This window comes from Pseudomonas fluorescens (assembly GCF_001307275.1).
GTDB lineage: Bacteria > Pseudomonadota > Gammaproteobacteria > Pseudomonadales > Pseudomonadaceae > Aquipseudomonas > Aquipseudomonas fluorescens_AA.
On record NZ_CP012831.1, the window covers coordinates 3,086,180 to 3,110,208 of the forward strand.

The window sequence follows — 24,029 nt, forward strand, 5'->3', positions numbered from 1 at the left end:
GAAACTCGTAGGCCGGTGAGGCTTGCATATCCCTGGTGGGGGCGGGCTTATGTGGGAGCGAGCTTGCTCGCGATTGCCATCGCCTCGGTACGGCAGTTGGGCCGAGGTGTCTGCATCGCGAGCAAGCTCGCTCCCACAAAAAAGCCTGCTCCCGTGGGGGAGCAGCGCCGATCAGTAGCGGTAAGCGTGCGGCTTGAACGGGCCTTCGACGGTGACGCCGATGTAGTCAGCCTGTTGCTTGGTCAGCTTGGTGACCACGCCGCCGAAACCGCGGACCATTTCCAGGGCCACTTCTTCGTCGAGTTTCTTGGGCAGTACTTCCACGGTCAGGCGCTCGGCTTTCTGGGCCGGCGACAGGTCGGCGTATTTCTGGCCGAACAGGAAGATCTGGGCCAGGACCTGGTTGGCGAACGAACCGTCCATGATGCGGCTTGGGTGACCGGTGGCGTTGCCCAGGTTAACCAGGCGGCCTTCGGCCAGCAGGATCAGGTAGTCGTCGTTCTGTGGGTCGAAGCTGCCGGTACCGGTGCGGTGCACCTTGTGGACTTGTGGCTTCACTTCTTCCCATGCCCAGTTCTTGCGCATGAAAGCGGTGTCGATTTCGTTGTCGAAGTGACCGATGTTGCAGACCACGGCGCGCTTCTTCAGGGCCTTGAGCATGTTGGCATCGCAGACATTGACGTTGCCGGTGGTGGTCACGATCAGGTCGATCTTGCCCAGCAGCGCCTTGTCGATGCTGGCTTCGGTGCCGTCGTTGATCCCGTCGATGAACGGGGAAACCAGCTCGAAACCGTCCATGCAAGCCTGCATGGCGCAGATCGGGTCGACTTCGGACACCTTGACGATCATGCCTTCCTGACGCAGGGACTGGGAAGAACCCTTGCCCACGTCACCGTAGCCGATCACCAGCGCCTGCTTGCCCGACAGCAGGTGGTCGGTGCCGCGCTTGATGGCGTCGTTGAGGCTGTGACGGCAGCCGTACTTGTTGTCGTTCTTGCTCTTGGTCACCGAGTCGTTGACGTTGATGGCCGGGATCTTCAGTTCGCCCTTGGCCAGCATGTCCAGCAGGCGGTGTACGCCGGTGGTGGTTTCCTCGGTCACGCCGTGGACGTTTTCCAGCACGGATGCGTATTTCTTGTGCAACAGCTCGGTCAGGTCGCCGCCGTCGTCGAGGATCATGTTGGTGTCCCATGGCTGGCCATCCTTGAGGATGGTCTGTTCCAGGCACCACTCGTACTCTTGCTCGGTCTCGCCTTTCCAGGCGAATACCGGGATACCGGCGGCGGCGATGGCGGCAGCGGCCTGGTCCTGGGTCGAGAAGATGTTGCAGGACGACCAGCGCACTTCGGCACCCAGGGCAACCAGGGTTTCGATCAGCACGGCAGTCTGGATGGTCATGTGGATGCAGCCGAGGATTTTTGCGCCTTTCAATGGCTGTTCGCCAGAGTACTTGCGACGCAGACCCATCAGGGCTGGCATTTCGGATTCGGCGATGATGATTTCGCGACGACCCCAGGCAGCCAGGGAAATGTCGGCGACTTTGTAATCGGTAAAAGCTGCAGGCGTGATAACAGCGCTCATGAAGAGCCTCCATTCGTAATGTATGCGAATGGGCGCCGTTGTGCGTTTAGTGTCCGTGCGGGCAGGCCCGTACAAACAACGCCCCATCCGAGCCTGACAGGTCGAGCCTGCTGCAGCGCCCCTCGGACAGGTGGCGGGAACGGTCCAACGGGTGGACCGGGTAAAGCGGGGCGATTATAACGGGCTAATCGGATCTTCCAAAAGGGTTTCTGTCGGCAAATCGAAATTGCCGATGATCGTCATAGGGCCCGCGACCTAGAGCCTGACCGCCCGGTCTGCCATGATGCGGCTATTCAACGGCCAGACGCTCAGGAGTGATCATGAATTTCCACACCCGCAAATGGGTCAAGCCCGAAGACCTCAACCCCAACGGCACGCTGTTCGGCGGCAGCCTGTTGCGCTGGATCGACGAGGAGGCGGCGATCTACGCCATTGTCCAGCTGGGCAACCAGCGCGTGGTCACCAAGTACATTTCGGAAATCAATTTCGTCAGCGCTTCGCGCCAGGGCGACATCATCGAGCTGGGCATCACCGCCACCGAGTTTGGCCGCACCTCCATCACCCTGACCTGCGAGGTGCGCAACAAAATCACCCGCAAGAGCATCCTGACCGTGGAGAAGATGGTCTTCGTCAACCTCGGCGAAGACGGCTTGCCCGCGCCTCATGGGCGGACCGAGATCACGTACGTCAAGGATCAGTTCAAGGAGGATGTCGTCGGGTGAGATCGGCGGCGCTGTCATCGCGAGCAAGCTCGCTCCCACAAGGGGACTGCGGTGAGGACTCCCCTGTGGGAGCGAGCTTGCTCGCGATGACGATTGCACATTCAACACCGATGCAAACCGACCCACCGCTATCGCGAGCAAGCTCGCTCCCACATTTGTGTTCGGGGTGCCACTGAACAGCTCTGAACGCCGCGTGTCGTAGGTACATCACGCCACCGGTTCAGGAGCTGTATGGACACCCACAAAGACGGCAAGACCCCTGACCTTTCGGCTCAGGAGCAGCACGAAGTCGACCGTAACCAGCCGCCGCGGGCGGCCGTGTTGCATGAAATCATCCGCACCCAGGGCAATCTGGAGCTGGAGCGCAGTATCGCCGCGCTCTGGTGGTCGGCGCTGGCGGCGGGACTGACCATGGGGCTGTCGCTGATGGCGATGGGCTTGCTCAGCTCCCGGCTGCCGGATCACGAGGGCTTCAAGGTCATCGCCAGTTTCGGTTACTGCGCCGGCTTTCTCGCGGTGATCCTGGCCCGCCAGCAACTGTTCACCGAAAACACCCTGACCGCCGTGCTGCCGATCATGAGCAAACCCACGCTGGGCAACTTCGGTCGGTTGTTGCGGCTGTGGGGGGTGGTGCTGGTGGGCAACCTGTGCGGCACCTTGCTGGTGGCCTACGTGATGCTGCACCTGCCGATTTTCGACCCGCGCACCGACCAGGCTTTCCTGGAAATCGGCCGCAAGGTCATGGAGAACGACACCGGCCAGATGTTCGCCAAGGGCATCATTTCCGGCTGGATGATCGCCACCATGGTCTGGATGATCCCGTCCATGGAAAGCGCCAAGATGTGGATCATCATTTTGATCACCTACCTCATGGCGCTGGGGGATTTCACCCACATCGTCGTCGGCTCGGCCGAAGTGTCCTACCTGGTGTTCGCCGGCCAGTTGTCCTGGGAGGACTTCTGGATGGTCTTCGCCGGGCCGACACTGGCCGGCAACATCGTCGGCGGTAGCTTCATCTTCGCTTTGATCAGCCATGCACAGATCCGCAGCGAAGTCGGCCTGCCCAACGATAAACGCCCAGATAAGCCTGCGCGGCGCAACGATTCGGAGTAGGCGGGAACCTGATCCCTGGCTCCCGGCGTGAGCGGCGGTTATTTGAATTGCATGTTGCGCAGTGTCTTGCGGGTTGTCGACTCCGGATCGAGCATCCCCGTGTAGCGGGACCTGTAGTTGGCGATGACCCGTTCGAGTGAATTGTTGAACGCGATCTTCTGCTCCAGTGAGTTTTTGGAGGCCTTTGGATCTTGCACGTCTTGCAGGTCCCGGATGACCCCTTTTATCAGCTTGATGTTCGCATCGGGCTGGCCGCCGATAAAGCGTGCGGGATTCAGCACGTTTTGCACGACGTTATGGATGCGCGTGCCAATGTCGTGCAGGTGCATTTGCTCGACGGCGTGACGGGTCACCTCGGAAATGGCGCCGGTCGCGCCGCTGTCCCACTCGGCGGCAGCCTGCAGGAACTGCATGAAGTCCGGGTCATTGCCGTGGTTGAGGCGTTTTGCCAACCAATCCAGCTTGCCGGGCTGGTCCGCAAGCTGGTCGAGGGCCCAGATGGCGCTCTGCATTTGTGAAGTGGGTTCAAGCTTGGAGGATGTTTCGTTGGCCGCCTGGATCGCTTCCTTCAATTGCGTCAACGCCAGTAGTGTGTGGCGCCTGAAGGCGATTACCTCGGCGCAGGCTTCGTCGCCTTCCAGTTCTATGCTCAGCGGCTCGAAGTCCTTGTCGCTCAACGCCAGCAGGGCGTCCTCGACCGAGGCAAACGAAAAGGTCTGCTGCGTGGTGTTGCGCTCGTCCACGTGGGTTTGAACAGCCTTGCGCAGTTCTTCCTGGAGATGGTTCTTGGTCTCCTTGGACATGCTGAAGTTGATCGTTCCGCTCACCAGGCCAGAGTAATTGCCTTTATCGGTTATCAGCGGCACGACGACGGTCTTGTCGGCAAAGGGCTTCAGTTGTTCGGCATTCCATGCAGAGCTGGCTGTGTGGGGAGCCTTGAGCACCCGATCGATCAGGGCCGAGATGCCCGTGCCTCGCGGGCTTTCCTGGGCCGACTCTTGAGCCTCGAATACCAGAATCAACGGCTCGCCGTCCGGGATCGGGCTCATGGAGGTGGCCGGGTTGTAGATGGCAGGTACCGGTGTGTTGTTCAGGATGCCGCCATCGGCAAATGCCGTGGTGGTGCCCACCGCTTGGAACGGCTGTCCTTGCAGGGTCGGCTGGCTGAACACCACCGGCAGCGATGCGGAGATATGCGCGGCCACGGCAATGTCCATATCGGGGGTCAGGTCCGCGCTGAAGACCACCAATTGCGTGCCTTCCTCGAACATGGCGGTGCCGGTGATTTCCACGGATTTGATTTGCGGGACCTCTTTGCTCAGGACGGCCAGGTCGGCAAAAGTGACGTATTGGTTCCTTTCCACATTGGCAACGGCTTGTTGCGCGTCTTCGGAAAGAGGCTCCGGGTGTTCTTTGCAACGCTGCAACAGCGACGTGCAAGCTTCCTCCCTGATCAGTTTCTCCAGTGGCATCCCTTTGGAACCCAGGCGTGGCAGCAAATCACACAACAGTTGCGCCAGCGGGAGTTTTTCCAGTTTCTCGCCCAGCTTCGACAATCCGTTCTGGATTTTTTGAACAGTAGCGTTGGTGCTGTCGAGCAAGGAAATGAGAGGGATATCGTCAGAAATCCTATCGAAGCCGGCATGATTCATGCCGCTGGCGAGCAACGCTGCCGATATGGCCCCCGCAGAGGAGCCTGAAATCGTTCTGATATTGTCCATGATGCCGTTGGTTTCGAGCGTATCGACGAAGCCAGAATACGCCACCCCCTTGGCGCCACCGCCACTGAGCACCAATTCTGTGATGGGAGGCCGATTGATACTGACTTGAGCGCTACCGTCTTCATTTCGAACGAGGGTGATCGACCGGTCTGTCGCGCCGCATGCCAATTGTTGGGGGCGTTCAGGGATGGCTTGCTTTGCGGGCTGGCCTGCGTTTTCAAACGTGTGAAGGGAGGGGGTGTATTGCGAGATTGCTAGCATTCTGGTTCGTTCCGTGTGCCCGGGAGGGAGGGGGCCGAACTGTAAGCAAGATCTGAAGGCTAATTTCGTTGCGACTCAATTGGACAAACATCCGCCGGCTGCAAGCAGTACCCGGCGGATGTCAATGCGAAACGCTCTGGAACAAGGCTTCTGGAGGGCTGGTAAAACAGCTCGCATGGCTGGGGGGCTAAGTCTTACTGAAGGCGTCGCCCATTCGCTCATGGGCAGGGCATATTTCTCAGGCCCTCAAACAGCGACTGCCGCCAAGCGTCGTTGTCGCTGAATAAAGAACAACGCGGTCAATACCGTGAGGCCGCCGACCGCTGCTCCGGTCCAGGGTAGATCCGCCAGGTCGGCACCGCTGGCCACCACCAACCCACCCATCCAGGCCCCGGCGGCGTTGCCCAGGTTGAATGCGCTCTGGTTGAGTGTGGAGCCGAGGTTCGGTGCTTCGTGGGCCTGGTCGATGATCAGCAATTGCAGGATCGGGCACAGGGCGAAGGCGAAGATGCCCCACAGCACCAGGGTGATTGCCGCCGGGATCACCGACCGGCTGGTCTGGCTGAACGCGGCCAATACCAGCACCACGGCCAGGGCCATGCCGACGAGCGAAGGCAGCAGGCGCCGGTCCGCCAGGCGTCCACCGAGGAAGCTGCCGGCCGTCAGGCCGACGCCGAACAACAGCAGCATGACGGTGATGCCGTGGGGGCTGACACCGGTGATGTCCTGCAGGATCGGCGCGATGTAGGTGAATACGCTGAACAGACTGGTTGAGGCCAGTACGCTCATGCCCAGGGCGAGCAACACGTTGGCCTTGCCCAGGACCTTGAACTCACTGGCCAGGTTGGCTTTGTCCATGGGAATTTCCTTGGGCAGCCAGACCCATTGGGCAATGGCCGCGATCACGCCGATGATCGAGACCGCCCAGAAAGTCGAGCGCCAGCCGGCGTATTGACCCAGGGCCGTGCCCAACGGGACGCCCAGCACGTTGGCCAGGGTCAGGCCGGTGAACATCATGGCAATCGCCTGGGCCCGCTTGTTCGGCGCCACCAGCCCGGCGGCCACCACCGAGCCGATGCCGAAGAACGCCCCGTGGCACAGCGCCGTGATCACCCGGGCAGCCATCAGCGTGGTGTAGTTCGGCGCCAGGGCGCAGAGCACATTGCCGAGAATGAACATCAGGGTCATGCCCAACAGCGTGGCCTTGCGCGGCATGTTGGCGGTGCCGATCGCCAGGATCGGCGCGCCGAACACCACGCCCAGGGCGTAGCCGGTGATCAGCAGCCCGGCCTGGGGAATGCTCACGGCCAGGTCCCGGGCGACATCGGGCAACAGCCCCATGATGACGAATTCAGTCGTGCCGATGCCAAAAGCGGCAACGGCCAAAGCAAGCAAGGCGAGTGGCATGCGCAAGGTCTCTGTCTGTAGTCTTGACGCCCGGATCAGGCATACGCATGCCGGCGCCCGGTTCTAGTGAACTTGGCAGCAGCAGAATTATTGGAATTGGCTTATGCGCAACTGAGTGCGGCGTGATCGGCTTGAAGTATAAACGATCGCGAATCAATTCATGAGCCCGCTGATCGTAGGAGCTGTCGAGTGAAACGAGGCTGCGATCTTTCCACTGACAATTGGGTCTGACGTGAAAGATCAAAAGATCGCAGCCTTCGGCAGCTCCTACGGGCGGAGGGAGAAGACAAGGAGCGTGCCGTGCTTGCGACGGCCTTGGTGTTGGTAGCGGCGCTGTTGCATGCGGCGTGGAATACGCTGATCAAATTCAGTGGCGAGCGTTTGCTGGTGGTGGCGTGCATGGACAGCGTCGCCCTGCTGTTCGTCGCGTTGGCCCTGGGTTTCGTGGCATTGCCGCCGTTGGAGATCTGGCCGTGGATCCTGGCCTCGGCGGCGTTCGAGCTGTTGTACCGCTATTTGCTGATCCAGGCTTATCGGGTCGGTGACCTGGGGTTGGTGTATCCACTGATGCGTGGCCTGTCGCCGCTGGTGGTGCTGGCCCTGACGTTTATTTTCGCCGGTGAAGCGCTGACGACCCAGCAGGTCATCGGTATCTTGCTGATCCCGTTCGGCATGCTTTGCCTGTTGTGGCAGGGCGGTGGCGGCGATCGGCTGCCGTGGTCGATGTTGCCGGTGGTGGCGTTGATCGGCCTGTGCATCGGTTGCTACACCTTTATCGACGGCCATGCCCTGCGGCGTTGGTCCCATCCGCTGGATTACCTGGTCTGGGTCACGCTGCTCAGCGCCTGGCCCTTCCCCTTGCTGGCGTTGGTGAGCAAACGGCCGGCGTTCATGCGGTTCTGGCACGAACAGTGGCGACTGGGGTTGGCGGTCGGATTCTGCGTATTGTTCAGCTACGCTCTGGTGCTGTGGGCCATGCAACTGGGCTCGATCGCCGAAGCGGCGGCGTTGCGGGAAATCAGCGTGATCCTGGTGGTGCTGTTTGGCATGCGCTACCTGAAAGAACCTTTTGGCTTGCCGCGGCTCTTAGCCTGCGGGCTGGTGCTGATTGGCATGCTGGTGATGAAAGCCTGACGCTCGACTCTCTATAAAACTCAAAAAGGAAGTGCGGTATGACGGTTGCCCTGTGGTGTGTGTTGATTGCTTTTCTCCTGCCTTACCTGTGTATCGGGATCGCCAAGGCCGGTGGGAAATACCGGTTGCAGGATAATCACGACCCCCGGGATTTTCTGGACTCGCTCGAAGGCGCTCCCCGGCGTGCCTACGCGGCGCAACTGAACAGCTTTGAAATCAGCCCGTTTTTCGCCGCCGCCGTGATCGTCGCGCACCTGGCCGGCAACGCCGAACTGGTCACCATCAACGTGCTGGCGGTGCTGTTCATCACCAGCCGCCTGCTCTACATCATTTGCTATCTGGCGGACTGGGCGATTCTGCGTTCGCTGGTGTGGTTCGTGGGGGTAGGGTTGGTGGCGAGTTTCTTCTTCGTTTCGATTTGAGCCTGGCGGCTGAATCGTCGGCGTCTGTACTGGCCTTATCGCGAGCAAGCTCGCTCCCACTTGGATCTAGCCGCACACAAGATATGTGTCCACTGGCGATCGACTGTGGGAGCGAGCTTGCTCGCGATGGGGCCTGTACCCTCAATCCATTTCTCAAGGGTTGGCGGTCACCGCATTCGCCACCTGAGGTACTTGCGGCAACACCATGCCCTTGGGCCAGAGCATCCAGATCTGCCCCTGCTGTTTCATGTCCCCGGCCAGTTGGCCTGCCGCTTCACCCGTGCCCCAGAACAGGTCCGCCCGCACTTCGCCGGTAATCGCACCACCAGTGTCCTGGGCGGCGACGGGGCGGTTCAAGGCGCTGCCGTCGGGGCGAGTGGTGGATAACCACAACAGGCTGCCCAGCGGAATCACCTTGCGGTCCACCGCCACGCTGTAGCCGGCGGTCAGAGGTACATTCAGCGAACCTCGTGGGCCTTCGTTGCTGTCGGGGTTGCGGTTGAAGAACACGTAGCTGGGGTTGCTGGCGAGCAATTCGGGAATGCGGTTCGGGTTGGCCTTGGCCCAGGCACTGATGGTGCCCATGGTCACGTCTTCTTTCTTGAGTTCGCCTTGTTCGACCAGCCAGCGTCCGATGGGGCGGTAGGGATGGCCGTTCTGGTCGGCATAGCCGATGCGCAGTTGGCGGCCATCGGCCAGTTGAATGCGTCCCGAACCCTGGATCTGCAGGAATTGCAGGTTCATGGGATCGGTCAGCCAGGCAATGACCGGCGCCTTCACGCCATTGGTCTCGATGGTGGCCGCGTCGTCGTACGGCTTGAGCACCCGGCCTTCGAGGCGGCCGCGCAGGCGTTTGCCCTTGAGCTCAGGGTAGATGCTGTCCAGCGACACGATGATCATGTCCTCCGGTACACCGTAGACCGGGATATTCGCCGTGGTGGTCTGGGTGAGGCTGCCGGGGTAGACCGGCTCGTAATAGCCGGTAATCAGGCCGTTGGGGCTGTTGTCCCCCGAGCGCAGGCCATAGACGTCCAGGTTCTGTTTCAGGAAGTTGCGTACATCCTGTGGGGTTTGCGGCACGTTGGCCGCTGCCGCACAGGTCGGACCCCAGGTCGCATCGGCCTTGAGCCGGGTGCACGCGCTGCGCCAGGAACCGAAACCGGCCAGCAGGTCTGCATCGGACACCGCCGGCAGCGCCTCCCAGGGGGCGCTGACATAGGTGGCGAGGGCGTGGGTCTGAGGTTCTTCGACCTTTTCGCCGCGGTTACAACCGGCCAACAGTGCGATCAGCGGTAGGGTCAATGCCAGGCCTTTGTGCCAGGGCTTGATGCGGCTGTTCATGAAGATTTCCTTTGCAGCCATTCGGGCGCTGTCAGGCGCTCGAACAACCCGTATTGTTGATAGGGGCATTGGTCTTTACCGATGACCCGAGGATACTAACCGCCGTTTCCTGCCCCGAGGCCAAGATGTTTGTAAAACGATTTTCCATGGCCGTGCTGGCCTGCCTGATGTTGTCCGCCTGTGGCGGCGTCGATCCCAATTCTCCCCTGGGCCAGCGCAAGACCATCTTCAAGCAGATGCTCAAGACCAACGAAGAGCTGGGCGGCATGTTGCGCGGCCGAGTCCCGTTCGATGGCGCACGTTTCGCCGAGGGCGCGGCGCAACTGGACCAATTGTCCCATGAGCCGTGGAAGCACTTCCCGCAAGTGCGCGAGCAAGACCACACCAGCGCCCGGGATGACGTCTGGCAAAAACAGGCACGCTTTCAGGAACTGGCCCGCAACCTTGAAGCGGCCACCGGTGAGTTGGTGACCGCCAGCAAAGTCCAGCCTTACAGGGCCAGTTACCTGGGGCCGGCGGTGCAGAAGGTCGAAGATGCGTGCAGTGCCTGTCATAAAGAGTTTCGGGATTATTGACATGCCTTGAAGGATCGCAGGCTTCGCCAGCGCCTACAGATCGGGTGTTCACTTATCCAACTCATCCACCGCTTCCTGCAACTCCTTGCGGGAGGTTGCCAGCTTGTCCTTGCGTTTGTTGATCCGCTCGGCGTCGCCTTTCTTCATGGCCTTTTCCAGGTCGGCCTGACGCCGGCTGACCTCGTGCTTGGCATCGAGTACCTTGTTTTCACGCTCCTTGCGCAAGGACGCATCGGTGCAATGGGTGGTGACTTCACTCAATGCGGTTTCCAGGCCTGCCTGCTGGTCCTGGTTGCCACGGGACTTGGCCAGTTCGATCTGGTTGATGATGCCCTGGCGCTTGGCCGCGCAGCCGGTGAGTTCCGGGGTTTGTTCGTCCGCCAGCAAAGGGGCGGCCATGGCGCTGCATAAGACCAGCAGGGCAACGGGGGACAGGAAATTCATAGCAACTCCGTAAAAAATCGCGAGCGGTCGGTACAGATGCGCTGTTGGAACGCATGTTCGCCCCTTGGGTTCAACCGCACGGGGGCCGGATTAAAAACCGTCGACCCCGGCGGAGCGTAATACGTCACTCAAGGCCAGCACCTGCGGGTCGCGAAAAAAGGCGCTCAATTGCGCGGCGCGTCCCGCTCCGATGCCGACTTCGACTTGCCATTGTTCGGTGCTGCGCTCGGCCAGCGCCTGCCACGGCCCTTCCAGCCGGGCCTCACCGATGGGTGGCAGGCCCAAGGCCTTGAGCCATTGCCCGAAAGGGCGTTGCCGGGCGCTGTCGAGGCCGGCGAGCAGGCGCGCGCTAGTGCGTTCGCCGAAGCCGTCAATGTTAGCAAGCTCGGCGGCATCGAGGGTCAACCAATCCAACAATCCGTGAAGCCTGCCGGCAGCCAGGAGTTTTTCCCAGGTGCCGGGGCCGACATGGGCCAGGGCGAGCCCGTGCTTGCCGCTGAGCCAGTTCAGGCGGGCGAGGAATTGGCTTTCACAGCCGGGCGTCGCTTGCCAGCAACTCAAGAAGTGGTGATTGCTTGCCGTGGGGGCATTGACGTCCTGGCGCTCGAGGCTGCGCAGCACCACCTCGTCGAGGCGTGGAATGGTCAGCCCGGCCAGGCTGATGGCAACCCGATCGCCGGGACGGATGTCCATCTCCTCCCAGCGCTTGAGGGAACTGACGCTGACCCGGCGAATCCGCCGGTCGTCGAGCAGGGTCGGTTCGAGTTCCAGCACAGGGGTGATGCGCCCGGTACGCCCGACCTTGAAGCGCACCTTGCGCACTTCGGCCAGGGCCTGGGCATACTGGTATTTCCAGGCCACGCTCCAGAACGGCGTCCTGGCCTGCCAGCGGTCGGCGGGTGGACGGCGGCTCTGGCGCAGGACGATCCCGTCACTGGCGAAGGCCTGCGGCGTGCGATACCAGTGGTCGCGCCACCGCTGGGCATCCCTCAGTGTCCGGACAGGTTGGTTGTAGTCGTGGGTGTCAGCGAAACCCAGCGCGTTCAGCGCGGCCATCCGCTCTGGCAGGGTGCCGGGCCCTTCAGGCCAGTCCCAGACAAACAGGCCGATGGAGGATGCCTCCTGCGCCGTCAAATTGTTGCGCGCCATCAAGCCCGCCACGGTTGCGCGGGCATTCAGGCTGCCGTGGCTGGCTTGGACATGGGCGTCCAGGCGCCAGTACAACTCGCCCTGGACGACCAGGTCCACGGGCTGGCGCAGTTGCTGCGCGATGGCGCCGATCTGGTGCGCACTCGCGGTCCAGTCATGCCCCAGGACGCCATCGCCGCGGCTGATCGCCTGATGCAGGCGACCCGTGCGGTAAACCAGGGAGACCGCCACGCCATCGACTTTCGGTTGCGCCCAGACGTCCTCTCGACCGAGCAGCCAGGCCTCCACGGCGTCGGCGTCCTTCAGTTTTTCCAGGCCGGTATGGACGATGGGGTGCCGCACCTTTCCGCCCGCTGAGCGCAGGGGATTGTCGGGCGCCGCGAGATCGAAGCAGCGGCGCCATTGGCCCAGCTGTGTGCGGGACTGATCATAAAGCTCATCGGCCACCAGCGATTGGCCGAGGCGGTGGTAACGGTCGTCCCAAGTGTCGATTTGTTGTTGCAGTGCGGCGATCTCCGCCCGGGCCCGTTCAGCGGGCCAGTCGGGACAGGGTGCGGCTAGCGCGGGGAGGGCAATGAATACGAGGCAGACGAGGGCATAGAGGAACGGTGGCATCGAAGCATCCTTGCTCGGTTGAGTATCTGAAGGCTAGTCAGCGTCCCGGCTGTTGCGAGGGGCGGAGCGTTACCGGATTTTGCGGCGCCTGGTGGCAAAGTCGCGGCGGTACAGTCCCGCAGGATTTCGTCACGCAACTGTCCCTTGAACCCCTCAATGACCGGTGCAGAATGAGCCTTCGATCCACCTCTGCCTGGAACGCCCGAATGGACCTGCCGACACTCGCTGTTTTCATTCCGGCCTGCTTTGCGCTGAACATGGCGCCGGGGCCGAACAACCTGCTCTCCATCAGCAACGCCTCGCGTTATGGCTTCGTCCGGGCGTGCAGCGGTGGCGTCGGTCGGTTGCTGGCGTTTGCGATCATGATCGCCCTGGCTGCGGTGGGGCTCACCGCCGTGTTGCACACATCGGAGCTGCTGTTTCTGGGGATCAAGCTCGTCGGTGCCGGTTACCTGTTCTATCTGGCCGTGCAGTTATGGCGGGCCCGGCCCGAGGCCGACAGCGAAGCCGGGCTCGCATCGATGACCCGGGCCGGCCTGGCGCGCCAGGAGTTCCTGGTGGCGATTGGTAATCCGAAGGCAATTTTGTTGTTCACTGCGTTCCTGCCGCAATTCGTCGACCGTACAGGTACCGTCACCCAACAATTCGCCGTGCTGGGCGGCTTGTTCCTCGCGCTGGAGTGCATCGCCATCGGGTTGTATTGCTACATGGGCATTTACGCGCGGCGGCTGTTCGCCCGGCCCAGTGGCAAACGCCTGTTCAATCGGATGTGTGCGGGGCTGCTCGCCAGTGCGGCTTCGTTTTTGCTGGTGGCACGGCGCTCTTGAGCGCCATGACGAGGGGATTTTGTGGGAGCAAGGCTTGCCCGCGATACAGGCGCCTCGTTACCGCAGGGACCGCGTTGTCCTCATCGCGGGCAAGCCTTGCTCCCACAGATAAATTCTCCCGCCACAAGAACCAGGCATGACTTTGCACTCTGAGTAGTCAAGCACCTGACATGAAAAAGCCCCTGACGACCCAGTCGCCAGGGGCTTTTCCTTACACGCGGGTGTTACAGGCCGGCAGCGGCGCGCAGGGCGTCCGCGCGGTCGGTTTTTTCCCAGGTGAACGTGGTGAAGGTATCGCCATCGACGGTCCTGGTCTCTGGCGTACGGCCGAAGTGACCATAGGCGGCGGTTTCCTGGTACATCGGGTGCAGCAGGTCAAGCATGGTGGTGATGGCGTATGGACGCAGGTCGAACACTTCGCGGACCAGGTTGATGATCTTGTCATCGCCGATCTTGCCGGTGCCGAAGGTGTTCAGCGAGATCGACGTAGGCTGGGCGACGCCAATGGCGTAGGACACCTGGATCTCGCAGCGCTCGGCCAGGCCGGCGGCCACGATGTTCTTGGCGACATAACGACCGGCGTAGGCGGCCGAGCGGTCAACCTTCGATGGATCCTTGCCGGAGAACGCGCCACCGCCGTGACGGGCCATGCCACCATAGCTGTCGACGATGATCTTGCGACCGGTCAGGCCGCAGTCGCCCACCGGGCCGCCGATGATGAACTGGCCGGTCGGGTTGATGTGGAACTGGGTGTCCTTGGACAGCAACTCGGCAGGCAGCACGTGCTTGACGATCAGTTCCATCACACCTTCACGCAGGTCTTTGTAGGACACCTCGGGGTTGTGCTGGGTCGACAGGACGACGGCGTCGATACCGACCACCTTGCCGCCTTCGTAACGGCAGGTCACCTGGGACTTGGCGTCCGGGCGCAGCCACGGCAGCAGGCCGGATTTACGGGCCTCGGCCTGGCGTTTAACCAACTGGTGCGAGAAGGTGATCGGGGCCGGCATCAGCACGTCGGTCTCGTTGCTGGCGTAGCCGAACATCAGGCCCTGGTCGCCTGCGCCCTGGTCTTCAGGCTTGGCCCGGTCAACGCCCTGGTTGATGTCCGGGGACTGCTTGCCGATGATGTTCATCACGCCGCAGGTCGCGCCGTCGAAGCCGACGTCGGAGCTGTTGTAGCCGATGCCCAGGATGACGTCGCGAACGATCTGTTCCAGGTCGACCCAGGCCGACGTGGTGACTTCGCCAGCGATGATCGCCACGCCCGTTTTCACCAGAGTCTCGCACGCCACGCGGGCGAACTTGTCTTCAGCAATGATGGCGTCCAGCACCGCATCAGAAATCTGGTCGGCGATTTTGTCCGGATGCCCTTCAGACACGGACTCGGAGGTGAAAAGGGAGTATTCGCTCATCTCGATGTTTTCCTACAAGTTACCGTTGGTGAGTGTCGCCAGTGGGTCGCTGAAAGTGGCGAACCTGGATCTGGAAACCATTACGTAAGCCTACATAGAGGCTTTCCCCGGGCACGAGGCCCGCTGCGGTGGCCCAGCGGGCCAGGTCGTCCTGTTCAAAGCCGAGCCAGAGGTCGCCGCAGGCTTCCCTGGCCCAGCTCTGGTTGTGGCTGCATAACTCGGTCACCAGCAGGCTGCCGCCCGGTTGCAGCAGGCGGGCCATGTGCTTGAGTGCATCGGCCGGCGCGGCGAAATGATGCAGCACCATGTTCAATACCACGCAGTCGGCCTGCAGGCTCATGCCATCCAGTGCATCGGCCAGTTGCAGGCGCACGTTAACCAGGGCCTCGCGCTCACACACCTGGCGCGCCAGTTCGAGCATGGCCGGGCTGTTGTCCAGTGCCGTCACCTGACTGAAGCGCCGCGCCAGCTCCGGCAGAAAGGCGCCATCGCCGGGGCCGACTTCGATCGCCGTGGCCGCAGGCTCGAAGCTCAATTTGTCGAGCAGCGCCACCACGCTTTCACGGTATTGCGGCAAGCCGGCGATCAGGTCTTGCTGGGCGCGAAACTTCTCGGCGACCCGTGCGAAGAAGTCCTGGCTGGCGGCCGCCCGCTGCCCGTGAACCTGGGTGATGCGAGCCTGCACGTCGGTCGGCAGGCTCAGTGCGTCCACTTCGTCCAGCAGCGCCGCGTGCAGCTTGCCGCCCAGCAGGTCGGTGTGGGGCAGGGCGCGACGATAGAAAATGGCGTTGCCTTCCCGGCGGGTCGCCACCAGGTCGGCCTGGGCCAGGACCTTGAGGTGGTGACTCATGCCGGACTGGCCGATGCCGAAGATCTGCGCCAGTTCCAGCACGCCGAACGAGTCGTTGGCCAGGGCGCGCAATACATTGAGCCGCAACGGATCGCCGCCGGCCTTGCAAAGGGCCGCCAGCTCATCGCAGTCGTCGTGACGAATGGAGGGCGCGGGCAGGTTCATCGTGGGGCCGTCTGTTTCATGAGTGGGGCGGTCCGTTTCAGTGAGGCAGTCTAGTGAGGGGTTTGAATCATCGCAAGTTCAATATCAAAAAGTTTTGATATTGGTTGATAAATGGCACTTCCCACTCCGTGCTTGACTCTACAGGCCATCAGCGGAAAGGTTTCACCCGGCGAATGCGACTTTATCCACCGGAAAAACGCTCAAGGATGACTATCTGTCATTGCCCCGGAGCGGGTGGGTGAGGGAAAATGCTCGCCTTTTTCAGTTTCGTTTTATTCATTCTCGATTCAATACCCGCAGGAGAACAGCGATGCCCAGCCGTCGTGAGCGTGCCAATGCCATTCGTGCCCTCAGCATGGATGCCGTGCAGAAAGCCAACAGCGGCCATCCCGGTGCCCCCATGGGTATGGCGGATATCGCCGAGGTGCTTTGGCGCGACTACCTCAAGCACAGCCCGAGCAATCCCTCGTTCGCCGACCGTGACCGCTTCGTGCTGTCCAACGGCCATGGTTCGATGTTGATCTACTCGCTGCTGCACCTGACCGGCTATGACCTGTCGATCGATGACCTGAAGAACTTCCGCCAGTTGCACAGCCGCACCCCGGGCCACCCGGAATACGGCTACACCCCAGGCGTGGAAACCACCACCGGCCCGTTGGGCCAGGGCCTGGCCAACGCCGTGGGTTTTGCCCTGGCGGAAAAAGTCCTGGCGGCGCAGTTCAACCGCCCAGGTCACAACGTCGTCGACCACCACACCTACGTGTTCCTGGGCGATGGCTGCATGATGGAAGGTATTTCCCATGAGGTCGCCTCCCTGGCTGGCACCCTGGGCCTGGACAAGCTGATCGCGTTCTACGACGACAACGGCATCTCCATCGATGGCGAAGTCGAAGGCTGGTTCACCGACGACACCCCCAAGCGCTTCGAGGCCTACAACTGGCTGGTGATCCGCAACGTCGACGGCCACGATCCGGAAGAAATCAAGACCGCCATCGAGACCGCTCGCAAAAGCGCCCAGCCGACCCTGATCTGCTGCAAGACCACCATCGGCTTCGGCTCGCCGAACAAGCAAGGCAAGGAAGATTGCCACGGCGCACCGTTGGGGGCCGAGGAAATCGCCCTGACCCGCGCTGCGCTGAAATGGAACCATGGCCCGTTCGAAATCCCGGCCGACATCTACGCCGAATGGGATGCCAAGGAAAAGGGCCGTGCGCTCGAAGCCGAGTGGGACCAGCGTTTCGCTGCCTATTCCGCCGAATTCCCCGCGCTGGCAAACGAGCTGGTGCGTCGCCTCAGCGGCGAGCTGCCGGCCGACTTCGCCGAAAAAGCCTCGGCGTACATCGCTGAAGTCGCCGCCAAGGGCGAAACCATCGCCAGCCGCAAGGCCAGCCAGAATACCCTGAACGCCTTTGGCCCATTGCTGCCGGAACTGCTGGGCGGTTCGGCCGACCTGGCCGGTTCCAACCTGACCCTGTGGAAAGGCTGCAAAGGCGTCAGCGCCGAAGATGCCAGCGGCAACTACATGTACTACGGCGTTCGCGAGTTCGGCATGAGCGCAATCATGAACGGCGTTGCGCTGCACGGTGGCCTGGTACCTTACGGCGCCACTTTCCTGATGTTCATGGAATACGCCCGCAACGCCGTGCGCATGTCGGCGCTGATGAAAAAACGCATCCTGTATGTGTTCACCCACGACTCCATCGGCCTGGGCGAAGACGGCCCGACGCACCAGCCGATCGAGCAACTGGCAAGCCTGCGCTGCACGCCGAACCTGGACACCTGGCGTCCCTGCGACGCCGTGGAATCGGCGGTGGCCTGGAAATACGCCCTCGAGCGTAACGACGGCCCATCGGCGCTGATCTTCTCCCGTCAGAACCTGCAGCACCAGAACCGCGATGCCGACCAGATCGGCGACATCACGCGCGGCGGCTACGTGCTCAAGGACTGCATCGGCGAGCCTGAACTGATCCTGATCGCCACCGGCTCCGAAGTCGGCCTGGCCGTCCAGGCCTACGACAAGCTGACCGAGCAGGGCCGCAACGTACGCGTCGTGTCCATGCCGTGCACCAGCGTGTTCGATGCCCAGGATGCTGGCTACAAGCAGGCGGTGCTGCCGCTGCAAGTCAGCGCGCGGATCGCCATCGAGGCTGCCCATGCCGATTACTGGTACAAGTACGTGGGCCTGGAAGGCCGCGTGATCGGCATGACCACCTACGGCGAATCGGCGCCTGCGCCGGCGCTGTTCGAGGAGTTCGGCTTCACCCTGGAAAACATCCTGGGTCAGGCTGAAGAGCTGCTGGAAGACTGATCCGAAAGTTGCGTCGTCCGGGCTGACGCCATCGCGAGCAAGCTCGCTCCCACAAGGATTTTCACCGGCCCTGTGGGAGCGAGCTTGCTCGCGATAGCGGTGGCCCAGGCAATACTGGACTGAAGGATTTACCACGGTAACCGAGAACCCCATGCCCCAACCGCGTCCCTACAAAGTTGCACTCAACGGCTACGGCCGGATAGGTCGTTGCGTCTTGCGTGCGTTGTTCGAGCGAGGGGCCAAGGCCGATTTCGAGATCGTGGCGATCAATGACCTGGCCGACATGGCCAGCATCGAATACCTGACACGCTTTGACTCCACCCACGGCCGGTTTCCCGGTGAAGTGCGGGTCGAGGGCGATTGTCTGCATATCAATGGCGACTGCGTGAAAGTGCTGCGCAGCGCCACCCCCGAAGGCATCGATTGGGCGTCCCTGGGTGTCGATCTGGTGCTCGAATGTTCCGGTGCCTACCACACCCGCGAAGACGGCCAGCGTTTTCTCGCGGCCGGCGCGCCTCGGGTGCTGTTCTCCCAGCCGATGGCCAGCGAAGCGGATGTCGACGCCACCATCGTCTACGGTGTGAACCAGGATTGCCTGACCGGCGAAGAGCTGCTGGTGTCCAACGCGTCCTGCACCACCAACTGCGGCGTGCCGCTGTTGCGCCTGCTGGACCAGGCCATTGGTCTGGAATACGTGTCGATCACCACGATCCACTCGGCGATGAACGACCAGCCAGTGATCGACGCCTACCACCATGAGGACTTGCGCCGCACCCGTTCGGCGTTCCAATCGGTGATTCCGGTGTCCACTGGTCTGGCGCGCGGCATCGAACGGCTGCTGCCGGAACTTGCCGGGCGAATTCAGGCCAAAGCCGTGCGGGTGCCGACGGTCAACGTGTCCTGCCTCGACATCACGATGCAGACCGTGAGCGATACCGACGCCACCGAGGTCAACCGGATCCTGCGCGAAGCCGCCACCAGCGGCCCGCTCAAAGGCCTCTTGGCTTACACCGAGTTGCCTCACGCCAGTTGTGATTTTAACCATGACCCTCATTCGGCCATTGTCGATGCCAGCCAGACCCGTGTTTCCGGGCCGCGGCTTGTGAACATCCTGGCCTGGTTCGACAACGAATGGGGGTTTGCCAACCGAATGCTGGACGTTGCCGAGCATTACCTGCAAACCGCTTCGAAAAAACCTGCTCTCTAAACAGTTACCCAGGAATTGCGACCCATGACCGTGTTGAAGATGTCCGACCTCGATCTGCAAGGTAAGCGCGTACTGATCCGCGAAGACCTCAACGTCCCCGTCAAGGACGGTGTTGTCACCAGCGACGCGCGTATCCTGGCTTCGCTGCCGACCATCAAGCTGGCCTTGGAAAAAGGCGCGGCCGTGATGGTCTGCTCCCACCTGGGCCGCCCGACCGAAGGCGAGTTCTCGGCGGAAAACAGCCTCAAGCCGGTAGCCGATTACTTGAGCCGTGCCCTGGGCCGCGACGTGCCGTTGGTCGCGGACTACCTGGGCGGCGTCGATGTGAAGGCCGGTGATGTCGTGCTGTTCGAAAACGTGCGCTTCAACAAGGGCGAGAAAAAGAACGCCGACGAATTGGCCCAGCAATACGCCGCCCTGTGCGACGTATTCGTGATGGACGCCTTCGGCACCGCTCACCGCGCCGAGGGTTCGACCCATGGCGTGGCGAAATTCGCCAAAGTCGCCGCCGCAGGCCCGTTGCTGGCGGCCGAACTGGACGCACTGGGCAAGGCACTGGGCTCGCCGGCCCAGCCGATGGCCGCCATTGTGGCCGGCTCCAAGGTCTCCACCAAGCTGGACGTGCTCAACAGCCTGAGCCAGGTGTGCAACCAGTTGATCGTCGGTGGCGGCATCGCCAACACGTTCCTCGCCGCCGCCGGTCACCCGGTCGGCAAATCCCTGTACGAGCCGGACCTGCTGGACACCGCCCGGGAAATCGCCGCCAAGGTCAGCGTACCGTTGCCGGTGGACGTGGTCGTGGCCAAGGAATTCGCTGAAAGCGCGACGGCCACCGTCAAGCTGGTGGCCGACGTGGCCGACGACGACATGATCCTCGACATCGGCCCGCAAACCGCAGCCAACTTCGCCCAATTGCTGAAATCCTCCCAGACGATCCTGTGGAACGGCCCGGTCGGCGTGTTCGAGTTCGACCAGTTCGGCAACGGCACCAAGGTGTTGGCCCAGGCCATCGCCGAAAGCTCCGCGTTCTCTATCGCTGGCGGCGGCGACACCCTGGCGGCCATCGACAAATATGGCGTGGCCGCGCAGATCTCCTACATTTCCACCGGTGGCGGCGCATTCCTCGAGTTCGTCGAAGGCAAAGTGTTGCCGGCCGTGGAAGTCCTGGAAAGCCGGGCCAAGGCCTGAGGCTGCGTTGACCAGGCAAAGGAGTGTTCTGATGGTCAAGACGTTCACGTTGCTGCTGGCGACAACGATGCTGGTGGCTTGCTCGAGCAGGCCGGAGGCTCCGGCCTCGCAGACCGACACGCCGACGCCCGAAGAAGGCTGTTACCAGGCCGACTGGCAGGCCGAGACGAATCCGGTGCTGAACAAGCGTTCCGGACCGGACGGCCTGGACAAATACGAGACGCAAACCCCGGCCAAGGAACATGGTTGTCCTTGACGGGTCTGACTCTTAACTCATGGCAGGCGGCGTGTGCCGTCCGTCGAGGAACACGGATGAAAGGCTTGATCGCCGTTATGGCGTTGGCATTGCTGGCCGGTTGTTCGCAACTGGGTTTTTTGCAGTCGTCCGAGCCCGTTGCAGAGGGCTGGACGAGCTGGACCTGTGACAGCGAGGCCAAAGTGCTCTGGCGCTACACCGATGCCACCCGCAAGGAAGTCGATGTACGCCTGGGCGGCGCCGATAAGGTTTATCGCCTCAAGCTTGAACCGGGTGCTGAAGGTTCGCTGTACAGCGATGACATGCTGGCCTTTCACGTCAAGGGTGAGGAAGGCCTGGTTTACTGGGTCGCCACCAATGACTTGATTGGGCGTGGTTGCAAGGCGCAGTAATACGATTGAACTGATCCACACAGATCCAAATGTGGGGGCAGATCCAGTGTGGGAGCGAGCTTGCTCGCGATAGCGGTGTACCAGGCAACAGTGATGTTGAATGTACCGCCCTCATCGCGAGCAAGCTCGCTCCCACAGGGATCGCGTCAGTATTTGGGTTTAGCGATACCGAACACGCAGCTCGGGCCAACCCCCGATCCGCAATGACTTGAATAGCCGCCGCCGCTCCGGCAGGCTGGCACGATTAACGACCCTCGACCGGGAGAGAGACACAATGGCACTTATCAGCATGCGTCAGATGCTGGACCACGCAGCCGAGTTCGGCTACGGCGTTCCAGCCTTTAACGTCAACAACCTTGAGCAGATGCGCGCCATCATGGAAGCCGCTGACAAGACTGACTCTCCGGTGATCGTCCAGGCTTCGGCCGGTGCCCGCAAATACGCCGGCGCGCCGTTCCTGCGTCACCTGATCCTGGCGGCGATCGAAGAATTCCCGCACATCCCGGTGTGCATGCACCAGGACCACGGCACCAGCCCGGACGTCTGCCAGCGCTCCATCCAACTGGGCTTCAGCTCGGTGATGATGGACGGTTCCCTGGGTGAAGACGGCAAGACCCCGACCGACTACGAATACAACGTCCGCGTTACCCAGCAGACCGTGGCCATGGCCCACGCCTGCGGCGTTTCCGTGGAAGGTGAGCTGGGTTGCCTGGGTTCGCTGGAAACCGGCATGGCCGGTGAAGAAGACGGCATCGGTGCCGAAGGCGTGCTGGACCACAGCCAGATGCTGACCGACCCGGAAGAAGCGGCGGACTTCGTCAAGAAAACCCAGGTCGACGCCCTGGCCATCGCCATCGGCACCAGCCACGGCGCTTACAAGTTCACCAAGCCACCTACCGGCGACGTGCTGGCTATCGACCGCATCAAGGAAATCCACAAGCGCATCCCCAACACCCACTTGGTGATGCACGGTTCGTCCTCGGTACCGCAAGAGTGGCTGGCGATCATCAACCAGTACGGCGGCGACATCAAGGAAACCTACGGCGTGCCGGTTGAAGAAATCGTCGAAGGCATCAAGTACGGCGTGCGCAAGGTCAACATCGACACTGACCTGCGTCTGGCCTCTACCGGTGCCATGCGTCGTTTGATGGCGACCAACCCGAGTGAGTTTGATCCGCGTAAGTTCTTTGGCGCTACTGTGACGGCCATGCGTGATGTGTGCATTGCGCGGTATGAGGCGTTTGGGACTGCCGGTAATGCTTCGAAGATCAAGCCGATCTCGCTGGAAGCGATGTATCAGCGGTATTTGAAGGGTGAGTTGAACGCCAAGGTTAACTAAGGCTTCCTTCAGTGGTGTGAGAAAACCCGCAGTGATGCGGGTTTTTTTGTGTTTGGGATTTGTGTGTATATCCGTTTCTTGGGTAACGGCGGCTTATGGTTCCGCTCTTACAGCGGGTCACTTTTGAGAAGCGCAAAAGTAACCAAAACGCTTTATGCCCCACCACTCGGCACCTCGCCTAGGCTCGGTGTGCCCTCACTCCGGCATTGCTCCGTGGGCCGCCGCGAAGGGCCATCCATGGCCCAACGCGGCTAACCCGGCATCCATGCCGGGTTGCCCACTCCACAATGCCTGCGTTCGGCCATCGTGGTTAACGGGGCGCCCGAGATCAACGTCCTCCGCGAGGCGGCCTGAGAGCCGACCTGGTTTAGGGTGAACGCGTTCCTCCTGTGGGAGCGAGCTTGCTCGCGAAGGCGGTGTCACTGTCGACGAGGATGTTGAGCAAGCTTGCTTCTTAGGGGCGCTTTACTGCCCTTCGAGCCCGCGCTGTTCAATCACTCCAAAAACATCCGCTACATCCTGGACCATGATTCGGGCGATGTTGGTGATGGTGTTGATGTCGGTCTCGGCCGAATCGCGCAGTGTGGTGCAGGCCATGAGCGTCAGGTAGTCGAGGGTGGCGTGCAGGCGCTCGCTGGCGCAAGCGTGGAGTTCGGGCAGTGGGGCGGTTTTATCGATGAACAGGACGGGGTGGGTGGTGGCGATTGGGGTTAGCGGGGTGAAGCTGCTGGACGATTGATTCGACGTCATAAGGTTTAATTCCTCAAGAAAAAAGAAATGCCACCTTTTCGCTGCGAAACAAACGGGTGGCAGCTACGCGCGGGTTCGCAGACCGAAGAGGAATCAAACTCGGCAGACCCAAAGATCTCCCGCGCGCAACCGCCATAAAATGAACGCGGGCAAGTTTGCCTGAATTTTCATTCGACGGTGTATTCCTCAATGGGCTGCGAAACCCTCCCACCGACCAAAGCCAGTAGGTGAACCAAACTATAGAAGGGGATTTTTGACGCAACAACCGACCTGTAGGACGCCCACAACCCCTGTGGCGAGGGAGCTTGCTCCCGCCCGGTGGCGCAGCCGCCGTAAATCCTGGTCATGGGACCGGTCTGACGAAAAGAGGGGGCTGCTTCGCAGCCCAGCGGGGATAAATCCCCTCGCCACAAAGGGGGAGTTCCTACGAGATTTTCAGAAGGCCGGGGGAACGATCAAAATCTCCGACCATCCCACAAATCCTAGTCGGCTGTCAGGCCGCCATCGCGAGCAAGCTCGCTCCCACAATTGGATCGGAGTACGAGCGTGATAGCCAGGCCGGCTGTCAGGCCGCCTCGCGCCGGCTTTTGATCTAGGGCGCCCCGTTAACCACGATGGCCGAACGTAGGTATTGCGCAGTGGGCACCTCGGCATGGATGCCGAGGTAGCCGCGCTGGGCCATGGATGGCCCTTCGCGGCGGCCCACGGAGCAATGCCTACGTTCGGGCATGCCGAGCCTAGGCGAGGCACCGAGTGGTGGGGCAAAGCGTTTTTGGTTACTTTTGGCGCTCTTCCAAAAGTGACCCGCCGTAAGGGCGGAACCGTAAGCCGCCGTTACCGCAGCAAC

The 24,029-nt window shown here is 61.7% G+C and carries 21 protein-coding genes and 1 riboswitch; of the genes, 12 read left to right on the forward strand and 9 right to left on the reverse strand.

Translation table 11 applies throughout. The annotated features are described in order from the left end of the window. Window positions 1-171: 171 nt before the first annotated feature. Window positions 172-1,581: an adenosylhomocysteinase gene (ahcY, locus tag AO356_RS13630; RefSeq protein WP_060740234.1), complete on the reverse strand. Its 1,410-nt coding sequence runs from the start codon at window positions 1,579-1,581 to the stop codon at window positions 172-174. Window positions 1,582-1,604: 23 nt separating this feature from the next. Next, window positions 1,605-1,711: riboswitch (S-adenosyl-L-homocysteine riboswitch) on the reverse strand. A 190-nt stretch (window positions 1,712-1,901) separates the two neighbouring features. On the opposite strand from ahcY, the gene AO356_RS13635 reads away from it, so the two are divergent. Both AO356_RS13635 and AO356_RS13640 read left to right on the forward strand, forming a co-directional pair. Further along, the gene (locus AO356_RS13635; protein ID WP_060740235.1) at window positions 1,902-2,303 is read left to right on the forward strand and encodes an acyl-CoA thioesterase; all 402 of its coding nucleotides are present in this window, start codon (window positions 1,902-1,904) and stop codon (window positions 2,301-2,303) included. Window positions 2,304-2,534: 231 nt separating this feature from the next. Further along, entirely contained in the window at window positions 2,535-3,416 is an 882-nt protein-coding gene (locus tag AO356_RS13640; protein WP_060740236.1) for a formate/nitrite transporter family protein, read from the forward strand. A 38-nt stretch (window positions 3,417-3,454) separates the two neighbouring features. Here AO356_RS13640 and AO356_RS13645 read toward each other — a convergent pair whose 3' ends face one another. Both AO356_RS13645 and AO356_RS13650 read right to left on the reverse strand, forming a co-directional pair. After that, a complete protein-coding gene (locus tag AO356_RS13645) occupies window positions 3,455-5,182 on the reverse strand; it encodes a patatin-like phospholipase family protein (protein WP_237140813.1) in 1,728 nt (575 codons plus the stop codon). A 462-nt stretch (window positions 5,183-5,644) separates the two neighbouring features. Beyond that, window positions 5,645-6,805 (reverse strand): MFS transporter, encoded by a 1,161-nt coding sequence (locus tag AO356_RS13650; protein ID WP_060740237.1) that lies wholly within the window; start codon window positions 6,803-6,805, stop codon window positions 5,645-5,647. Between the two features lie 300 nt (window positions 6,806-7,105). Between AO356_RS13650 and AO356_RS13655 the strand changes: the two genes are divergently transcribed. Beyond that, window positions 7,106-7,939 (forward strand): EamA family transporter, encoded by an 834-nt coding sequence (locus tag AO356_RS13655; protein WP_060740238.1) that lies wholly within the window; start codon window positions 7,106-7,108, stop codon window positions 7,937-7,939. Window positions 7,940-7,977: 38 nt separating this feature from the next. After that, on the forward strand, window positions 7,978-8,361 hold the full coding sequence (locus tag AO356_RS13660; protein WP_060740239.1) for an MAPEG family protein: 384 nt from the start codon (window positions 7,978-7,980) through the stop codon (window positions 8,359-8,361). A 153-nt stretch (window positions 8,362-8,514) separates the two neighbouring features. On the opposite strand, the gene AO356_RS13665 is transcribed toward AO356_RS13660, so the two are convergent. Further along, a complete protein-coding gene (locus AO356_RS13665) occupies window positions 8,515-9,702 on the reverse strand; it encodes a murein transglycosylase A (protein ID WP_060740240.1) in 1,188 nt (395 codons plus the stop codon). Window positions 9,703-9,827: 125 nt separating this feature from the next. On the opposite strand from AO356_RS13665, the gene AO356_RS13670 reads away from it, so the two are divergent. After that, a complete protein-coding gene (locus AO356_RS13670) occupies window positions 9,828-10,277 on the forward strand; it encodes a c-type cytochrome (protein ID WP_060740241.1) in 450 nt (149 codons plus the stop codon). Window positions 10,278-10,325: 48 nt separating this feature from the next. Here AO356_RS13670 and AO356_RS13675 read toward each other — a convergent pair whose 3' ends face one another. Continuing rightward, window positions 10,326-10,721 carry a DUF1090 domain-containing protein gene (locus AO356_RS13675; protein ID WP_060740242.1) on the reverse strand — a complete coding sequence of 132 codons (396 nt, stop codon included), beginning with the start codon at window positions 10,719-10,721 and terminating at the stop codon, window positions 10,326-10,328. A 90-nt stretch (window positions 10,722-10,811) separates the two neighbouring features. Beyond that, on the reverse strand, window positions 10,812-12,485 hold the full coding sequence (gene ligB / locus AO356_RS13680) for an NAD-dependent DNA ligase LigB (RefSeq protein WP_060740243.1): 1,674 nt from the start codon (window positions 12,483-12,485) through the stop codon (window positions 10,812-10,814). Window positions 12,486-12,691: 206 nt separating this feature from the next. Here ligB and AO356_RS13685 point away from each other — a divergent pair, with 206 nt between their 5' ends. Continuing rightward, window positions 12,692-13,312 carry a LysE family translocator gene (locus AO356_RS13685; RefSeq protein WP_060740244.1) on the forward strand — a complete coding sequence of 207 codons (621 nt, stop codon included), beginning with the start codon at window positions 12,692-12,694 and terminating at the stop codon, window positions 13,310-13,312. 224 nt (window positions 13,313-13,536) lie between these two features. Here the strand turns inward: AO356_RS13685 and metK are convergent, their stop codons facing one another. Together metK and AO356_RS13695 are read right to left on the reverse strand one after the other, a co-directional pair. Next, the gene (metK, locus tag AO356_RS13690; RefSeq protein WP_060740245.1) at window positions 13,537-14,727 is read right to left on the reverse strand and encodes a methionine adenosyltransferase; all 1,191 of its coding nucleotides are present in this window, start codon (window positions 14,725-14,727) and stop codon (window positions 13,537-13,539) included. 19 nt (window positions 14,728-14,746) lie between these two features. Further along, complete coding sequence (locus AO356_RS13695) at window positions 14,747-15,742, reverse strand: ArsR/SmtB family transcription factor (protein WP_060740246.1); 996 nt, start codon at window positions 15,740-15,742, stop codon at window positions 14,747-14,749. Window positions 15,743-16,052: 310 nt separating this feature from the next. On the opposite strand from AO356_RS13695, the gene tkt reads away from it, so the two are divergent. From tkt to fba, 6 genes are all read left to right on the forward strand, one after another. Continuing rightward, window positions 16,053-18,050 carry a transketolase gene (gene tkt, locus AO356_RS13700; RefSeq protein ID WP_060740247.1) on the forward strand — a complete coding sequence of 666 codons (1,998 nt, stop codon included), beginning with the start codon at window positions 16,053-16,055 and terminating at the stop codon, window positions 18,048-18,050. A gap of 151 nt (window positions 18,051-18,201) precedes the next feature. Further along, the gene (gene epd / locus AO356_RS13705) at window positions 18,202-19,257 is read left to right on the forward strand and encodes an erythrose-4-phosphate dehydrogenase (RefSeq protein WP_060740248.1); all 1,056 of its coding nucleotides are present in this window, start codon (window positions 18,202-18,204) and stop codon (window positions 19,255-19,257) included. A 24-nt stretch (window positions 19,258-19,281) separates the two neighbouring features. Continuing rightward, window positions 19,282-20,445 carry a phosphoglycerate kinase gene (locus AO356_RS13710; RefSeq protein ID WP_060740249.1) on the forward strand — a complete coding sequence of 388 codons (1,164 nt, stop codon included), beginning with the start codon at window positions 19,282-19,284 and terminating at the stop codon, window positions 20,443-20,445. A 31-nt stretch (window positions 20,446-20,476) separates the two neighbouring features. Continuing rightward, window positions 20,477-20,701 (forward strand): hypothetical protein, encoded by a 225-nt coding sequence (locus tag AO356_RS13715; RefSeq protein ID WP_060740250.1) that lies wholly within the window; start codon window positions 20,477-20,479, stop codon window positions 20,699-20,701. A gap of 56 nt (window positions 20,702-20,757) precedes the next feature. Beyond that, on the forward strand, window positions 20,758-21,093 hold the full coding sequence (locus AO356_RS13720) for an MliC family protein (RefSeq protein WP_060740251.1): 336 nt from the start codon (window positions 20,758-20,760) through the stop codon (window positions 21,091-21,093). Between the two features lie 274 nt (window positions 21,094-21,367). Next, window positions 21,368-22,432: a class II fructose-bisphosphate aldolase gene (gene fba / locus AO356_RS13725; RefSeq protein WP_003177554.1), complete on the forward strand. Its 1,065-nt coding sequence runs from the start codon at window positions 21,368-21,370 to the stop codon at window positions 22,430-22,432. Window positions 22,433-22,897: 465 nt separating this feature from the next. Here the strand turns inward: fba and AO356_RS13730 are convergent, their stop codons facing one another. Then, window positions 22,898-23,182 carry a hypothetical protein gene (locus tag AO356_RS13730; RefSeq protein WP_060740252.1) on the reverse strand — a complete coding sequence of 95 codons (285 nt, stop codon included), beginning with the start codon at window positions 23,180-23,182 and terminating at the stop codon, window positions 22,898-22,900. Window positions 23,183-24,029 lie beyond the last annotated feature (847 nt).

Bases quoted from the DNA above. Each gene is read 5' to 3' on its own strand.
- ahcY (WP_060740234.1), bottom strand. From the start codon at position 1,581: ATGAGCGCTGTTATCACGCCTGCAGCTTTTACCGATTACAAAGTCGCC.
- AO356_RS13635 (WP_060740235.1), top strand. From the start codon at position 1,902: ATGAATTTCCACACCCGCAAATGGGTCAAGCCCGAAGACCTCAACCCC.
- AO356_RS13640 (WP_060740236.1), top strand. From the start codon at position 2,535: ATGGACACCCACAAAGACGGCAAGACCCCTGACCTTTCGGCTCAGGAG.
- AO356_RS13650 (WP_060740237.1), bottom strand. From the start codon at position 6,805: ATGCCACTCGCCTTGCTTGCTTTGGCCGTTGCCGCTTTTGGCATCGGC.
- AO356_RS13660 (WP_060740239.1), top strand. From the start codon at position 7,978: ATGACGGTTGCCCTGTGGTGTGTGTTGATTGCTTTTCTCCTGCCTTAC.
- AO356_RS13665 (WP_060740240.1), bottom strand. From the start codon at position 9,702: ATGAACAGCCGCATCAAGCCCTGGCACAAAGGCCTGGCATTGACCCTA.
- AO356_RS13670 (WP_060740241.1), top strand. From the start codon at position 9,828: ATGTTTGTAAAACGATTTTCCATGGCCGTGCTGGCCTGCCTGATGTTG.
- AO356_RS13675 (WP_060740242.1), bottom strand. From the start codon at position 10,721: ATGAATTTCCTGTCCCCCGTTGCCCTGCTGGTCTTATGCAGCGCCATG.
- ligB (WP_060740243.1), bottom strand. From the start codon at position 12,485: ATGCCACCGTTCCTCTATGCCCTCGTCTGCCTCGTATTCATTGCCCTC.
- AO356_RS13685 (WP_060740244.1), top strand. From the start codon at position 12,692: ATGGACCTGCCGACACTCGCTGTTTTCATTCCGGCCTGCTTTGCGCTG.
- metK (WP_060740245.1), bottom strand. From the start codon at position 14,727: ATGAGCGAATACTCCCTTTTCACCTCCGAGTCCGTGTCTGAAGGGCAT.
- AO356_RS13695 (WP_060740246.1), bottom strand. From the start codon at position 15,742: ATGAACCTGCCCGCGCCCTCCATTCGTCACGACGACTGCGATGAGCTG.
- tkt (WP_060740247.1), top strand. From the start codon at position 16,053: ATGCCCAGCCGTCGTGAGCGTGCCAATGCCATTCGTGCCCTCAGCATG.
- epd (WP_060740248.1), top strand. From the start codon at position 18,202: ATGCCCCAACCGCGTCCCTACAAAGTTGCACTCAACGGCTACGGCCGG.
- AO356_RS13710 (WP_060740249.1), top strand. From the start codon at position 19,282: ATGACCGTGTTGAAGATGTCCGACCTCGATCTGCAAGGTAAGCGCGTA.
- AO356_RS13715 (WP_060740250.1), top strand. From the start codon at position 20,477: ATGGTCAAGACGTTCACGTTGCTGCTGGCGACAACGATGCTGGTGGCT.
- AO356_RS13720 (WP_060740251.1), top strand. From the start codon at position 20,758: ATGAAAGGCTTGATCGCCGTTATGGCGTTGGCATTGCTGGCCGGTTGT.
- fba (WP_003177554.1), top strand. From the start codon at position 21,368: ATGGCACTTATCAGCATGCGTCAGATGCTGGACCACGCAGCCGAGTTC.
- AO356_RS13730 (WP_060740252.1), bottom strand. From the start codon at position 23,182: ATGACGTCGAATCAATCGTCCAGCAGCTTCACCCCGCTAACCCCAATC.